We start from the raw sequence: 14,465 nt of genomic DNA on the forward strand, positions 1-14,465 counted from the left end.
CGGATCCTCACAGCGTTTCCTCCAGCCCGAAGAGGGCTGTGGACTGACTCGACAGCGTGCCGCCGTTGCCATGCGCGAGCGCGATCTTCGCGTCCTTCACTTGGCGCTCGCCGCATTCGCCGCGCAACTGGCGAACGGCTTCGATCACGAGGAAGATGCCGTACATGCCCGGATGCACGCACGAGAGACCGCCGCCGTTGGTGTTGACCGGCAGGTGCCCGCCGGGCGCGATGCCGCCGTTCTGCACGAACGCTCCGGCCTCACCCTTCTTGCAGAAGCCGAGGTCTTCAAGGAACAGCAGCGTGTTGATGGTGAATGCGTCATACAGGCCCACCACGTCCACATCGGAGGGCCTGAGGCCCGCCATCTCGAACGCGCGCTGGCCCGACTCGCTCGCCGAGGTAACGGTGAGGTTTTCCATGCACGAGATCTGCCGGTTCCACACGGCCGTGGCGTTGCCGAGCACGTAGACGGGCTTTTGCTTCTGCGCCCTGGCGCGGTCGGCGCGCATCAGCACAAAGGCGCCAGCGCCGTCGGTGACCAGGCAGCAATCGCGCACGGTCAACGGCGTGGAGATCATGCGCGAATTCAGCACATCGTCGATGCTCAGTGGGTCGCGCATGGTCGCCTCCGGATTGAGCTGGGCCCAGCGCCGCGCGGCCACGGCCACCTCGGCGAGTTGCTCGCGCGTGGTGCCGAATTCGTGCATGTGGCGCGAGGCCGCAAGCGCGTAGGCCGTGGGCGGCAGCATCGGCTGGTAGGGGTGCTCGTAGGGCAGCGGATCGACGAGCTTAAAGGCCTCCGACATGGCCTTGCGCGAAAACGTTCCGGTCTTCTGCGTGCTGCCGTAGCAGACCAGCACGGCGTTGCACTGGCCGCTCTCCAGCGCCAGCATCGCGGGCATCAGATGCGCGATGAAGCTCGATCCGCCGAGCATGGTGCTGTCGATGAACTTCGGGCGCAGGCCCAGATATTCGGCCGTGGGCAGCGCCCACATGCTCGCCGCCGAACTGCAGGTGGCGAGGCCGTCGATGTCCTGCATTTTGAGGCCCGCATCGGCCACCGCCTTTGTCGCGGCCTGGGCAAGGATTTCCATCGCGGTGAAGCCATGGGCCTCGCCGATGCCCGCCTGGCCCACGCCGACGATGGCGGATTGGCCGCGCATGTGCTGAAGACTCATTGCGTGCCTCCGTTCTGCACTTGGCCGTTGGTCGGTGCAAACACCACGAGCGGGCTTCCTTCCTTTTCAATGATGCGCGCGGTGACCGGCATGCCGATCTTCACCGCATGCGGATCGAAGTCGACCACATGGCTCATCATGCGCGTGCCTTCCGCGAGGTCGATGAGCACGACCGCGTAGTCGGTATGGGTGCCGGGCTTGCCCATCACCACGCTGCAGGCGTAAACCGTTCCTGCGCCGCTGGCTGCCTTCCAGCTCAGTTGCGTGCTGCCGCAATGCGGGCAGAGCACGCGTGGATAGAACACATGGCGTGCGCAGCCATCGCATTGCTGAATGCGGAACTCGCCTCGCGCGAGATAGTCTTGGAAGGCCGCATCGGGGCCGTTGGTGGGTTGCGCGTTCGTCATGCTTTGGCGGTAGGAACTTCGTACGAGGAGATCGGCTTGCCTTCGGTCACCAGCTTTTCGAGCAGCGGCGCGGGCGTCCACAGCTCACCGTGGGCCTGGTGGAATGCGCGGATGCGTTCAAGCACCTTGGGCAGGCCCACGGTGTCGGCATAAAACAGCGGACCGCCGCGACCCGCGGGGAAGCCGTAGCCGTTCACATAGATCACGTCAATGTCGCTGCCGCGCTGCGCGATGCCGTCTTCGAGAATGCGCGCGGCCTCGTTGACCAGCGCATACATCGTGCGCTCGACCACTTCTTCGTCGGTGATGGCGCGGCGCGTGATGCCTGATTCGGCAGCGCAGGCCTTGATGATTTCCTCGACCTTGGGATCGGGAACCGGTGCGCGGCTGCCGGCTTCATAGCGGTAGAAGCCTTCGCTGGTCTTCTGGCCGAGACGGCCCGATTCGCAGAGCCGGTCGGCGATCTTGCAGTAGCGGATGTGTTGGGGGCGCGTCGGCGCGAGGCGCTTGCGCGCGGCCCAACTGATGTCCAGACCCGCCATATCGCCCATGCGCAGCGGCCCCATCGCAAGGCCGAAGCGCTCGAGCGCCTGATCGACCTGCTGCGGCGTTGCGCCTTCTTCAAGCAGGAAATGCGCCTCGCGCGTGTACGGGCTGACCATGCGGTTGCCGACGAAGCCGTCGCACACGCCGACCACCGCCGCGATCTTGCCGATGCGCTTGGCCACGTGCAGCACGGTCGCGAGCACGTCGGGCGCGGTGGCATCGGCACGCACGATCTCCAGCAGCTTCATCACGTTGGCAGGGCTGAAGAAATGCAGGCCGACCACTTCCTGCGGACGCTTGGTGACGGCGGCGATGGCGTTGATGTCGAGCCGCGAGGTATTGGTCGCGAGGATCGCGCCGGGCTTGCAGATCGCGTCGAACTGCCTGAACAGATCGTGCTTGACGTCCATGTCTTCGAACGCCGCCTCAATGACCAGATCGACATCGGCAAGCTCGCGCAGGTCGGTCGCGCCGTGGATGCGGTCCACGCGTGCCTGCATCTCCTTGGCGTCGAGCTTGCCTTTGCTGACCGTGGCCTCATAGTTGCGGCGGATGGTGGCAAGGCCCTTCTGCAGATTCGCGTCGGTCACTTCGACCAGCGTGACCGGATAGCCTGCGTTGGCGAACGCCATCGAGATGCCACCGCCCATGGTGCCCGCGCCGATCACGCCCACACGCTGCACGGTGCGTAGCGGCGCGTCCTGCGCATCGTGCGGCGGCTTGGCGGCCTCGCGTTCGGCGAAGAACAGATGGCGGATGGCCTTGGACTGCGTGCCGTTGACCAGCTCCAGAAAACGCGCGCGCTCGAACTTCAAACCGTCCTCAAGCGAGCTCTTCGTGGACTCTTCCACGCAGGCGATGCATTGCAGCGGCGCATCCATGCCGCGCGCGGTCTTGCGGGCGTTGGCGCGGGCCTGCTCGAAGAGTTCGGCGGCGTTGGCGGGCACGCTCACTGCGATGGACCCGGTGGCGCGCAGCGCGGTGGCGGGTAAGAGTTTGGACGCAAAGGCGACGGCATTGCCAAGCAGGTCATTGTCGAACACCGCATCGAGCACGCCCGCTGCCAGCGCGGCCGGGGCCTTGATGGTTTTGCCCGAGACGATCCAGTCCAGCGCCTTCTCCACGCCGATGAGGCGCGGCAGTCGCTGCGTACCGCCGCCGCCCGGAAGCAGGCCGAGCTTCACCTCGGGCAGCGCCACGTTGGCATCGGACAGCGCGACGCGCCAGTGGCACCCAAGCGCCATCTCCAGACCTCCGCCGAGCGCCGATCCGTGGATGGCGGCGATGACGGGTTTGGAGAGGTGTTCGATGCGCCATATGAGCTGCGGCGTGGTGGGTTCGGACGTGCTTTTGGGCGTGTTGAATTCGCGGATGTCCGCGCCGCCCGAGAACATGCGGCCGTCGCCCATCATGACAATGGCGTCGATGTCCGCATCGGCCACGGCTGCGTCGAGGCCTGCGCTCACCTGCTGGCGCAGCGCAAACGAGATGCCGTTGACGGGCGGGTTGGACCAGGAGATCACGGCCACGCGGCCATGGCGCGCGAACGCAGTGGTGGTAGTGGTGGTGTCTGCGCTGTTCATTGCAGCTCCACGAGTGCCTGACCTTCGGTCACTTCATCGCCCACGGCCACGAGAAAGCGCGCGACGGTGCCCGCGCTTTCGGCTTCGACGGGGATTTCCATCTTCATCGATTCGACGATGAGCACGGCGTCGCCCGAGGCGACGGCGGATTGCGGCTCGACGCAGAGGCTCACGACGCGGCCGGAGAGCGGGGAGGAAATGGTGGTGGGCATGGCGGGTCCTGTCGGTTGAATGTGTTCGGTGAATCGGGTGTTCAGGCGGCAACGGGCGCGGTCTGAGGCTTCACGTTGGAGGCGGCTGCGATGGCGGTGCCGAGCTGCGTGTGCAGGCGCGCGGCGGCGAAATCCTCATCTTCGAGAATGCGCAGCACAAAGGGAATATTGGTTTTCACGCCGCTCACATGGAATGCTTGCAACGCGCCGCGCAGCCGTTCGATGGCGGTGGCGCGGTTGGGCGCGTGGGCGATCAGCTTGGCGATCATCGGGTCGTAGAAGGTGGAGATGCGCGCGCCTTCGCCGTAGCCGGTTTCCACGCGTATGCCTTCGCCCGCAGGCGGCGCGAAGGTGCTCATCACGCCGGGCGACGGGAAGAAGCGCACGGGGTCTTCGGCATAGATGCGGGCCTCGATGGCGTGGCCGTTACATTCGATCCGCGCGGGTAGAACGTCAGCCAGCGGCTCGCCCGCAGCGAGGCGGATCTGCGCGGCGACGATGTCGATGCCGGTCACCTCCTCGGTCACCGCATGCTCCACCTGCAGACGGGTGTTCACTTCGAGAAAGGTGAAGCCGGTGGCTGGTGTGTAGAGCATCTCCACGGTGCCGATCACGTCGTAGCCGATATGGCAAAGGATGGCTTCGAGGCGGCGCGCCATCTGCTCTATCTCGTCGCGGGCGATGCCCGGCGCGGTGGCTTCTTCGACCACCTTCTGGTTGCGCCGCTGCACCGAACAGTCGCGCTCGAAGAGGCAACGCGCTTGGCCGTGGCGGTCGGCAAGAAACTGGAATTCGATGTGGCGCGGCTTGTCGATCAGCGTCTCGAAATACAGCTGCGCATTGCCGAAAGCCTTGGTCGCCGTGGACTGCGCCTGGCGCAGCGCGGCGGCTACCTCGTCGTGATGGCGCACCGGCAGCATGCCGATGCCGCCGCCACCGTTGGCGGGCTTGAGCATCAGCGGGTAGCCCATCGCATCGGCAATGGCGGCGACGGCATCCACATCGTCGGGCAGCAGCGCGCTGCTCTGCGTCATCGGCATGCTGTGCTGCTGCATGAGCGCGCGCGCGGCGGTCTTGTGGCCGAGCTCGCGAATCCAGCGTGGCGATGGACCGATGAAGCACAACCCTGCGGCTTCGACCGCCTCGGCGAACTGCGCGTTTTCCGACAGAAAGCCGTAGCCCGGATGGACGGCGTCGGCCCCGCATTCCCTGGCTGCGCGCAGCACCGCGTCTTGGTTCAGATAGCTCTGCAGCGCCGGGCCCTCCCCGATGCAGATGCTGGTGTCGGCCTCCTTCAGATAGGGCAGATCGGCATCGGCCGTGGAATGCACGGCGACGGCCTCAAGACCCAGCTTGTGCGCAGCGCGGATCACGCGCGCGGCGACCGCGCCACGGTTGGCGACGAGGATGCGGCGAATGGTGTGTGGGGTGCTCATCGCATGGACCTCGTCAAGGACGGAAGCCGAAGCTTGCGCGACCCGCCTGGCGCAGCGGCGCGGCGATGGTGGCGAACTCGACAAGCGCGGTGCGGGTGTGCGCAGGATCGATGATGTCCTCGATCACGAAGGCCTCGGCGCTGCGGTAGGGCGAGGTGAGTCCGCGCACTCGCTTTTCGATCTTGGCGCGCGTGGCCTCGGGGTCGTCAGATGCTTCGATGTCGGCCTTGTAGGCCACTTCCAGTCCGCCTTCGATGGGCAGCGAACCCCATTGCGCAGACGGCCATGCGTAGCGAAAGTTGAAACGGTCCGCGTTCTGATGCCCGCCGCCTGCCACACCAAAGGCCTTGCGGATGATGATGGTGCACCACGGCACGGTGCTCTGCGCGATGGCGGTGAGCGCGCGCACGCCCGCGCGCATCACGCCTTCCTTCTCGGCCTCGAGCCCGATGCGGAAACCAGGTACGTCGACCAGATTCACCACCGGCAAGTGAAACTGCTCGGCCAGATCGACCATGCGCATGTATTTCTCGGCGGTCTGCCGGTCCCATGCGCCGCCGTAGTGATACGGGTCGCTCGCGACGACGACGACGGGCCAGCCGTCGATGCGCGCAAGACCTGCGGCAATCGCCTTGCCCCAGTGGCGGCCGATTTCCATGAAGCTACCGGTGTCCACCAGCGTCTCGACGATGCTGCGGATCTTGTAGACCGAGCGCGTGTTCTCAGGAATCGCCTTGCGCAGCGCCTCTTGATCGGCGGCAGCGTCGCGGCCCGATTCGGCGCGCGGGGGTAGCTCGTAGATCGACGAGGGCAAGTAAGAGAGAAAGCGGCGCGCGCGCTCGAAGGCGTCGGCTTCGGAGACGGCCTCGTCATCGACCACGCCGTTGCGCGTGTGGATCTGGCTGCCACCGAGGTCGTTCTTGTCGATGGTCTGGCCGGTGCGTGCGACCACCGGGGGGCCCGCGACGAAGAGCTGCGCCGTGTCCTTGACCATCACCGAATAGTGGCTGGCCGAGACGCGCGCCGCGCCGAGTCCGGCGACCGAGCCGAGGCCCAGACCCACCACCGGCACGGTCGCGAGATTGCGCGCGATGTAGGGCCAGGATTTCAGCTTGGGCAGCAGCGTGTGGCCCTTGAGTTCGATGTTCTTGACCGAGCCGCCGCCGCCGGTCCCGTCCACCAGCCGCACCAGCGGAATGCGCAGGTCGTGCGCCATCTGCTCGGCCACGATCATCTTGTCGCCTACCGCGCCATCGTTGGCGCCGCCGCGCACGGTGAAGTCGTCGCCCATCACCACGGCAGGACGCCCCGCGATGCGCGCGCGGCCCATGAGCAGGTTGGACGGTGTGAAGTCGGTCAGCTCGCCGTTGTCGTCATACGCTCCGCCGCCAGCGAGGCCGCCGACCTCGCGGAACGAGCCTTCATCGACCAGTGCCGTGATGCGTTCGCGCACCGGTAGCTTGCCGGCGTCGCGGTGGCGCTTGAGCTTTTCGGGGCCGCCCATGCGTTGTGACAGTTCGGTTCTGCGCGCGAGTTCGTCGAGTTCTTTTTCCCAAGCCACCTTGTTGTGCTCCAGATATCTTTGTGCAGGCGTGTGCTGCGTGTGTGTTGTCGGATGAAGGCCCGCGCGGGGCCCTGTGCGGAGAAAATGGAAAGGATGGGCTCAGTCCAGCGAGATGTTGGCCTTGCGGATGATCTCGGCGTACTGCTTGGTTTCGTTGTCGATCTGCGTCTCGAACTGCTGGGGCGCAAGCATGCGCAGGTTGCCTTGCTGCATGAGTTTGGCCTTGACCTCGGGGTCTTGCACCGCAGTGGCGATCAGGTCCGACAGCGTCTTGACCACCGGAGCGGGCGTTCCGGACGGGGCCAGTGCGCCCACCCAGAACGAGATGTCGAAGCCCGGATAGCCCGCTTCGGCAATCGTCGGCACATCGGGCAGCTCATGCCAGCGTTGGGCTGAGGTGACGGCCATCGCGCGCAACTGGCCCGCCTTGATCTTCGGGACCGAGGAGGGGTTATCGAAGGTCGAGTCCACCTCCTTGGACAGTACGGCGACCTGTGCGGGCGCGGTGCCGCGATAGGCGACGTGCGTCATCTTCACGCCCGCCATGCCGTTGAGCAGTTCGTAGCTCAACTGCGTGAGATTGCCCACGCCCGCAGATCCGTAGGAGTACGCGCCGGGCTTGGCCTTGGCGAGATCGAGCATGGCCTTGAGATTGGGCGCGCTGCCGATGGGCTCGTTCTGCGGATTGACGGTGAGGATGAACGGCACCGAGACCATCAGCGAGACCGGTGCGAAGTCCTTCTTCACGTCATACGCCATCTTCTTGTAGAGCGACGGATTGACCGTGATGGTGCTGGAGTTGCTGATCAGAACGGTGTAGCCGTCGGGCGCGGCCTTGGCGACGTCGGATGCCGCGAGCATGCCGTTGGCGCCGGTCTTGTTGTCCACCACCACGGCCTGGCCGGTCTTGTTGGTGATGTGTTGCGCAATGATGCGCGCGACCGAATCGATGGAATTGCCCGCGCTGAAACCGACGACAAAGCGGATCGGCTTGTTGGGATAGGCGCCGCCGGCTTGCTGCGCCGATGCCGTGCCCATGGCGATGAAGGTGGCTGCCGCGCCAGCGATGGCGGTCAGAAAGATGCGTTTGGTGCTGTTCACTGCCTTGTCTCCTGGCCTGACGGCCTTTTCTAAAAGTTCTGCCTAACGAAACTCAAATTCTTTTTTATAGTTTTCAGGAGAACCCGTTTCAAGTCAATTGCTGACGATAGGTGTTATCCCTGCATTGCTCGATTCACACAGCATGAGTCTTGGCGCGCCCGCACGGGCGTTTCACAATGGCATTGGCGCGCGGAACGAAAAAAAGAAGACTCATTCTGTTTGTCGAAACTTCAGCGCGTAAGCGGCGGGGGCTCGCTTGTCCGTCACAATCGCAGCTCACCGTCACTAACCGGAATGCAGCTTTTCCATGTCCAAGGTTCTCTCGAGCGATTCTTCTGAAAAAAACGACGGCGTCGCGGCCGTGGATCGCGCGCTGGTGATTGCCACCTCGCTGGCCAATGCCGGCAGTGCGCTTACGCTGACCGAGCTGTCGCAGCGCACGGGCATGTACAAGAGCACGCTGCTGCGGCTGCTGTCGTCGCTGGAGAAAGCAGGGCTGGTCGTGCATCGCACCGACAAGCGCTATGCGCTCGGGCCGCTGGCCTTCGTGTTCGGGCGGGCATTCGAGCAGACCAACGGGCTGCAGGACGCGATTCATCCGCAGTTGGTGTGGCTGGTGAATCAGGGGACGGAGAGCCCGTCTTTCCATGTGCGCCATGACGAGGAGCACCGCCTGTGCCTGATGCGCATCGACTCCAACCATTCGACGCTGGACCGCATCCGCGCGGGGGATCTGCTGCCGATTGGGCGCGGTGCGGCGGGCAAGGTGCTGACGGCGTTTGGTCAGGGGCTGCCCGCAAAGCCGCTTTCTGCCGAGGATCTGCTGTTCACCTCGTTCGGCGAGCGCGATCCGCTGTGCGGCGCGATTGCGGCGCCGGTGTTTGGGCCATCGGCTTCGCTGGTGGGGGCGATGTCGGTGTCGGGGCCGCTGGAGCGGTTTTCGGAGATGGCTGTCGCGCGCATGAAATCGCTGATGCTGAAAGCCGCGCAGGAGGCTACACAGGATCTCGGCGGCAAGTGGCCGCAGCAGGTGGTGACCGAGGCCTGAGCGACCCGGTCAGTGAACGGCCGCCATGGCCTGCCACTGCATTTGGAGCCAGCGCCAGAAGGCTTGGCGCAGCGTTGGGGAAGAAGGCCGCATCTCAAGCGCCCGCTGCGGCAACGTGCGTGCCGTGAATGTCATCGCCATTGGCCTGTCGCTCGAGCTCGCGGCGTTTGAGCGAGCGCTCCCAGCCCTTTTCGTGGAAGAAGAAGGCCGCGGCCTGCACGGTGGGCTCGAGCAGACTCAGCGTGAGCGAGGCGATGAGGTTGCCGGTGACGGCGTAGGCCACCAGCGCGGCCACGCAGATGTGGATGAGATAGTAGCTGCCGGTCTTCATGAGGGTCAGGCGGTTCTGGCGGGCGGCTTGGATCAGGCGGGTCATGGGGCGGTCTTTCTGTGCGGTCTGTCTATCGAGAATGAGTTAATGGTATTTATTCTCATCTGATAAGGCCAATCGAAAGTCTTGAATTCGCTGATAGGTTCGGAGAGTAACCGCATGTTTCGTCTGTGGCGCGGTCCGGGTTGTCGCTATGATGCGCGTGTCCGGAAGGAGTACCCAAGGGGGTATTCTTCTGGCTTTCCTACTACCACTTCTTCATTTCTACAGAGCGGGAGCGTTGTCATGGCACTCATGGACTTCATCAAGAAACAGTTTATTGACATCATTCAATGGACTGAAGAAAACGATGGAACGCTCGCCTGGCGCTATCCGATGCGCGACATGGAAATCCAGAACGGCGCAACGCTGGTGGTGCGCGAGTCGCAAATGGCGATGTTCGTGAACGAAGGCAAGGTGGCCGACGTCTTCATGCCCGGCACCTACAAGCTGACCACGCAGACGCTGCCGGTGCTCACCTATCTGAAGAACTGGGACAAGCTGTTCGAGTCGCCCTTCAAGAGCGATGTGTACTTCTTCAGCACGCGCCAGCAGATCGACCAGAAATGGGGCACGCCACAGCCGATCACCATCCGCGACAAGGATTTCGGCATGGTGCGCCTGCGCGCGTTCGGCAACTACGCCTACCGCGTGGCCGATCCCAAGCTGTTTCACACCGAGATCTCCGGCACGCGCGATGTCTACACGGTGGACGACGTTGACGGTCAGCTGCGCGGCATCATCTTGCAGCACATCAGCACGGCGATTGCCGCCAGCGGCGTGCCGTTCCTCGATCTGGCGGCCAACCAGATGATCTTTGCCGACGCGCTCGCGAAGGACCTTTCGCCCGCGCTCGAGAAGATCGGCCTGAAACTCGAGGGTATGACCGTGCAGAACGTGTCGCTGCCCGAGGAGCTGCAGAAGATCCTCGACCAGAAGATCGGTATGGGCATGGTCGGCGACGACATGGGCAAGTTCATGCAGTACCAGACCGCGCAGTCCATCCCCAAGTTCGCGGAAAGCGCGGGCCAGGGCGGTGGCATTGCGGGCGATGCGATGGGGCTCGGTGCGGGCGTGGCGCTCGGCCAGGTGCTTGCGCAGAACCTGCAGCAGGGTCTGCAGGGCGGCGCGGCGCATCAACAGGTGGCGCCCGCTGCGGCGGCTGCAGCAGTTGCTCCGGCGGCGATGAAACCCGAGGACGTGATGGCGACGCTCGAGAAGCTCGGCGAACTCAAGTCCAAGGGCATCCTCACGCAGGAAGAGTTCGACGCGAAGAAGACGGAACTGCTCAAGAAGCTGGTCTGATTCAAAGCTTCATTGACTACGTCACCTTCGCTACATCCGCCGTCGCCTCTGGTGAGGAAGGCCGCGGCGGATGTCCATGTCCCCACATCAGCACATGAACTGATCTATGGCCGATAGCGCCACCCAGCGTTCGTACACCGCGCCGTGTCCCGGCTGCGGCGCGCCTGTGGAATTCAAGAGCGCGCAGTCGATCTACGCGGTCTGTCCGTATTGCCAGAGCACCGTGGTGCGCGACGGCGAGGTTCTGAAACGCATCGGCAAGATGGCCGAGGTGTTCGACGACTACTCGCCGCTGCAGCTCGGTGCGTCGGGCCAGATGCCGCTCGATGGCAAGAACGTTCCGTTCATGCTGGTGGGCCGCGCGCAATACAAGGGCGAGCAGGGCAGCTGGAACGAGTGGAATGCGTTTCTGCCCGACGGCAATCTGGCCACGCTCAGCGAGGACAACGGCAACTTCGTATTCACACGCGGCGCGCCACTCGGGCGCGACGTGCCGACTGCCGATCGCTTTCGCGTCGGCATGACCACGGCGGTGGGTGGCAAGCAGTTCAGCGTCAGCACCAATCTCACGGCGTCGCTTGTGGCGGCGCAGGGCGAGCTGCCCAAGCTCGCGCCGCTTGGCAAGCCGTTCACCGTGGTCGAGTTGCGCAGCGACGACGGCGAGGTGCTCTCCATCGATTACGGCACCGAGCCGCCGCAGATTCAACGCGGCTTCGCAATCAAGCTCGAAGCGCTGCAGATGAAGGGGCTCAAGGACGGCGCAGCAGCCAAGGATGAGAAGGCGCGCCAGTTCAACTGCCCGAACTGCGGCGCGACGGTGACGGTGGCGCTTGATTCGACCAAGTCGTGCACCTGCCCATCGTGCAAGAGCATCATCGATCTGACCAACGGCATCGGCGGCGAGATGCGTGCTGCCGCCCAGGAAGAGCCCGTAGAGCCGCTGATCGCGCTCGGCCGCATCGGCGAATTCGAGGGCGCAAAGTGGCAGGTGGTCGGCTTTCAGCACCGCATGGGCGTGGAGCCTGGCGACGACGAATGGTTCGGCTGGGACGAGTATCTGCTCTACCACCGCAAGCGCGGCTTCATCTTTTTGGTGGACTCGACCGATGGCTGGAGCCTGGTGCGGCCCACCACGGGCGCGCCCAAGTACAACAAAGGCGCGCAGAGCACCAGCTATCTGGGCACCAACTACGCGCTGCAGTACAGCTACAACGCCGAGACCAACTACGTGCTTGGCGAGTTCTACTGGCCCGTGCAGCGTGGGCAGAAGACGTTCAACAGCGACTTCGAGAGCACCAGCGGCAAGGCGATCCTCTCGCGAGAGGAAGGCAAGGGCGAGGTGACCTGGTCGCATGGCGAGCGCATGGATGCTCGTGTGGTGGCCGAAGCATTCAAGATGACGGACAAGTTCGCCAAGTTCAAGCGCGAGGACGCGACGCCTGCGGTGTCCGCAAGCGGAATTGGGTGCGGCACCGTGATCCTGATATTGGTGGTGATCTTCGTGATTCTGATCCTGATGAGCACCTGCAGCGGCAGTTCGTCGGGCAGCAGCGGCGGCGGCTATCGCAGCTCGGGTGGGTCGTATGGTGGATATTCGTCGGGTGGCGGGCACAAGTGATGTGCGTGTGCCGTGGGCAAGATTTGAGTTCTGGGGAGATTTGACATGATGTTCTTTGAGTATCTGAAGCCAGCGGCGCTGCTGGGATCGCTGGTCTATGCGCTGATGGGTGTGGTGATTTTCTGGGTGAGCTTTGTCATCGTGGACAAGCTCACGCCCTATGACCTGTGGGCCGAGATCGTCGAGAAGCACAACAAGGCGCTCGCCATGGTCGTAGCTGCCATGTGTCTCGGCATCTCCATCATCGTCGCTGCTGCTATTCATTGATTTTTTGGCTGGGTTCGTTGCTCGTTCGGAGGCGCCAATACAGCCCCTCATGCGTTGTTGTCGAAGCCTTGTCGTACGAGAGTACTGTCTGCGGCTTCACGCCTAGCCTGAGGGGCTGTCTTGGCGTTGGGGTGGGTGATTCGGGCGGCTTGCGCGCTTCGCAGGTCGCTGCGGTTGCTGATTACCTTTCCGTGATCGCTTGCATCTCTTTTTCTTCTGTCTTCTCCGCGTGATGTTTTCTCATCAATGACTTCCAGCAGCGATCCCGTCACCATTCCCGAACCAGAAGATTCCAGCGCGAGCCGTGCGCGGCCGATTGATGTGGCGCTGCTGTCCAGCGTGTTCGTCATCGCGGCTTGCGGGCTGCTCTACGAGCTGGCGGCGGGCGCGCTCGCGTCGTATGTGCTGGGCGATTCGGTGCTGCAGTTCTCGACCATCATCGGCACCTATCTGTTCGCGATGGGTGTGGGCTCGTGGCTGTCGCGGTATTTTGAGCGGCAGTTGCCCGCGCACTTTCTGCGCATCGAGTTGATGGTGGCGCTCGTGGGCGGTGCGCTGCCCGCGACGCTGTTTCTCGCCAATGCCTATGTGCCGGGCGCGTTCCGGGTGCTGCTCTACGGTATGGTGATGCTGGTGGGCACGCTCGTGGGGTTGGAGATTCCGCTGGTGATGCGGATTTTGAAGCGCAATGTGCAGCTCAAGGACCTCGTCTCGCAGGTGCTCACGTTCGACTATCTCGGCGCGCTCGCGGTGTCGCTGGCGTTTCCGCTGCTGCTCGTGCCGCAGCTCGGGCTGGTGCGCACGGGGCTGCTGTTCGGCTTCATGAATGCGGCGGTGGCCGTGTGGGCGCTGTGGCTGTTTCGCCATGAGCTGCGGCGCTTCCGCTCGCATGCGCTGGCTTGCGCACTGGTGATCGCGTCGCTGCTCGCAGGGTTGATCGGTGCGGACCACATCACCAAATTCGCCGAGGACAAGTTCTATCAGGACCGCATCGTGCTTTCGAGCGCCACGCCGTATCAGCGCATCGTGGTCACGCACGGCAAGCCTGGGTTCAGGCTGTACCTGAACGGCAATCTGCAGTTTGCCGAACGCGATGAATACCGGTATCACGAAGCCCTCGTGCACCCGGTGATGGCCGCACACGGTGCGCCCAAACGCATCGCGGTGCTCGGCGGCGGCGACGGCATGGCGGTGCGCGAGGTGCTCAAGTATCCGTCGGTCGAATCGGTGGTGCTGGTGGAGCTCGACCCCGCGATGACGCAGCTTTTCAGCCAGCATCCCATGCTCACCCAGCTCAACAGCAATGCGCTCAATGATCCGCGCGTGAAGACGATGAACACCGATGCGTTCCAGTGGCTGCAGGCAGGCACCGGCACGTTCGACGTGATCATCGTGGACTTTCCCGATCCGACCAATTTCGCCATCGGCAAGCTGTTCACCAACAGTTTCTACGCGCTACTCGACCAGCGTCTGTCGGCCAGCGGTTATGCGGTGATCCAGACCACCTCGCCGTTGATCGCGCGCAAGAGTTTCTGGACCGTGGTGGAGACCATCGAGTCCGTAGGCCTCAAGGCCACGCCCTACCACGCCCATGTGCCGAGTTTCGGCGAATGGGGCTTTGTGATCGCGAGCCGCAGGCCTTGGCGTCTGCCCGAAAAGCTGCCCGAGGGTCTGCGTTTTCTGTCGCTGCAATCGACGCCGCTGATGTTCGATTTCCCGCTCGACATGGCACGTGTGCCCGCGCAGGTCAATCGCCTGTCCAATCAGGTGCTGGTACACACCTATGAGCAGGAGTGGGGGCAGGTGGGCCACTGATGAGCATGTGGAA

13 protein-coding genes are annotated in these 14,465 nt (G+C 63.9%); 5 read left to right on the forward strand and 8 right to left on the reverse strand.

Annotation, left to right across the window (positions count from 1 at the left end; translation table 11 throughout):
* Positions 1–7: 7 nt before the first annotated feature.
* From G7047_RS24500 to G7047_RS24530, 7 genes are all read right to left on the reverse strand, one after another.
* The gene (locus G7047_RS24500; RefSeq protein WP_166310894.1) at positions 8–1,180 is read right to left on the reverse strand and encodes a thiolase; all 1,173 of its coding nucleotides are present in this window, start codon (positions 1,178–1,180) and stop codon (positions 8–10) included.
* The gene (locus G7047_RS24505; RefSeq protein ID WP_166310896.1) at positions 1,177–1,587 is read right to left on the reverse strand and encodes a Zn-ribbon domain-containing OB-fold protein; all 411 of its coding nucleotides are present in this window, start codon (positions 1,585–1,587) and stop codon (positions 1,177–1,179) included. The genes G7047_RS24500 and G7047_RS24505 overlap by 4 nt, the downstream gene beginning before the upstream one ends.
* A complete protein-coding gene (locus tag G7047_RS24510; protein ID WP_166310898.1) occupies positions 1,584–3,716 on the reverse strand; it encodes a 3-hydroxyacyl-CoA dehydrogenase NAD-binding domain-containing protein in 2,133 nt (710 codons plus the stop codon). The genes G7047_RS24505 and G7047_RS24510 overlap by 4 nt, the downstream gene beginning before the upstream one ends.
* Complete coding sequence (locus G7047_RS24515; protein ID WP_166310900.1) at positions 3,713–3,928, reverse strand: acetyl-CoA carboxylase biotin carboxyl carrier protein subunit; 216 nt, start codon at positions 3,926–3,928, stop codon at positions 3,713–3,715. Before G7047_RS24515 ends, G7047_RS24510 begins: the two co-directional genes overlap by 4 nt.
* Before the next feature lie 41 nt (positions 3,929–3,969).
* Positions 3,970–5,364 carry an acetyl/propionyl/methylcrotonyl-CoA carboxylase subunit alpha gene (locus tag G7047_RS24520; protein WP_166310902.1) on the reverse strand — a complete coding sequence of 465 codons (1,395 nt, stop codon included), beginning with the start codon at positions 5,362–5,364 and terminating at the stop codon, positions 3,970–3,972.
* A 13-nt stretch (positions 5,365–5,377) separates the two neighbouring features.
* The gene (locus tag G7047_RS24525; RefSeq protein ID WP_371813901.1) at positions 5,378–6,868 is read right to left on the reverse strand and encodes an acyl-CoA carboxylase subunit beta; all 1,491 of its coding nucleotides are present in this window, start codon (positions 6,866–6,868) and stop codon (positions 5,378–5,380) included.
* A gap of 159 nt (positions 6,869–7,027) precedes the next feature.
* Entirely contained in the window at positions 7,028–8,029 is a 1,002-nt protein-coding gene (locus G7047_RS24530) for a tripartite tricarboxylate transporter substrate binding protein (RefSeq protein ID WP_240939251.1), read from the reverse strand.
* A gap of 307 nt (positions 8,030–8,336) precedes the next feature.
* Between G7047_RS24530 and G7047_RS24535 the strand changes: the two genes are divergently transcribed.
* Positions 8,337–9,077, forward strand: a complete 741-nt coding sequence (locus tag G7047_RS24535; RefSeq protein ID WP_166310906.1) for an IclR family transcriptional regulator — start codon at positions 8,337–8,339, stop codon at positions 9,075–9,077.
* A gap of 94 nt (positions 9,078–9,171) precedes the next feature.
* Here G7047_RS24535 and G7047_RS24540 read toward each other — a convergent pair whose 3' ends face one another.
* A complete protein-coding gene (locus G7047_RS24540; RefSeq protein ID WP_240939252.1) occupies positions 9,172–9,453 on the reverse strand; it encodes a DUF2061 domain-containing protein in 282 nt (93 codons plus the stop codon).
* Between the two features lie 240 nt (positions 9,454–9,693).
* Here G7047_RS24540 and G7047_RS24545 point away from each other — a divergent pair, with 240 nt between their 5' ends.
* From G7047_RS24545 to G7047_RS24560, 4 genes are all read left to right on the forward strand, one after another.
* Positions 9,694–10,752, forward strand: a complete 1,059-nt coding sequence (locus G7047_RS24545; protein WP_166310908.1) for an SPFH domain-containing protein — start codon at positions 9,694–9,696, stop codon at positions 10,750–10,752.
* Positions 10,753–10,858: 106 nt separating this feature from the next.
* On the forward strand, positions 10,859–12,370 hold the full coding sequence (locus tag G7047_RS24550; protein ID WP_166310910.1) for a DUF4178 domain-containing protein: 1,512 nt from the start codon (positions 10,859–10,861) through the stop codon (positions 12,368–12,370).
* A gap of 45 nt (positions 12,371–12,415) precedes the next feature.
* Positions 12,416–12,637, forward strand: a complete 222-nt coding sequence (locus tag G7047_RS24555) for a DUF350 domain-containing protein (RefSeq protein ID WP_166310912.1) — start codon at positions 12,416–12,418, stop codon at positions 12,635–12,637.
* A 246-nt stretch (positions 12,638–12,883) separates the two neighbouring features.
* Positions 12,884–14,452, forward strand: coding sequence for a polyamine aminopropyltransferase (locus G7047_RS24560; protein ID WP_166310914.1), 1,569 nt, complete (start codon positions 12,884–12,886; stop codon positions 14,450–14,452).
* Positions 14,453–14,465 lie beyond the last annotated feature (13 nt).

It is taken from the genome of Diaphorobacter sp. HDW4A (assembly GCF_011305995.1).
In the GTDB taxonomy this organism is placed as follows: domain Bacteria; phylum Pseudomonadota; class Gammaproteobacteria; order Burkholderiales; family Burkholderiaceae_C; genus Diaphorobacter_A.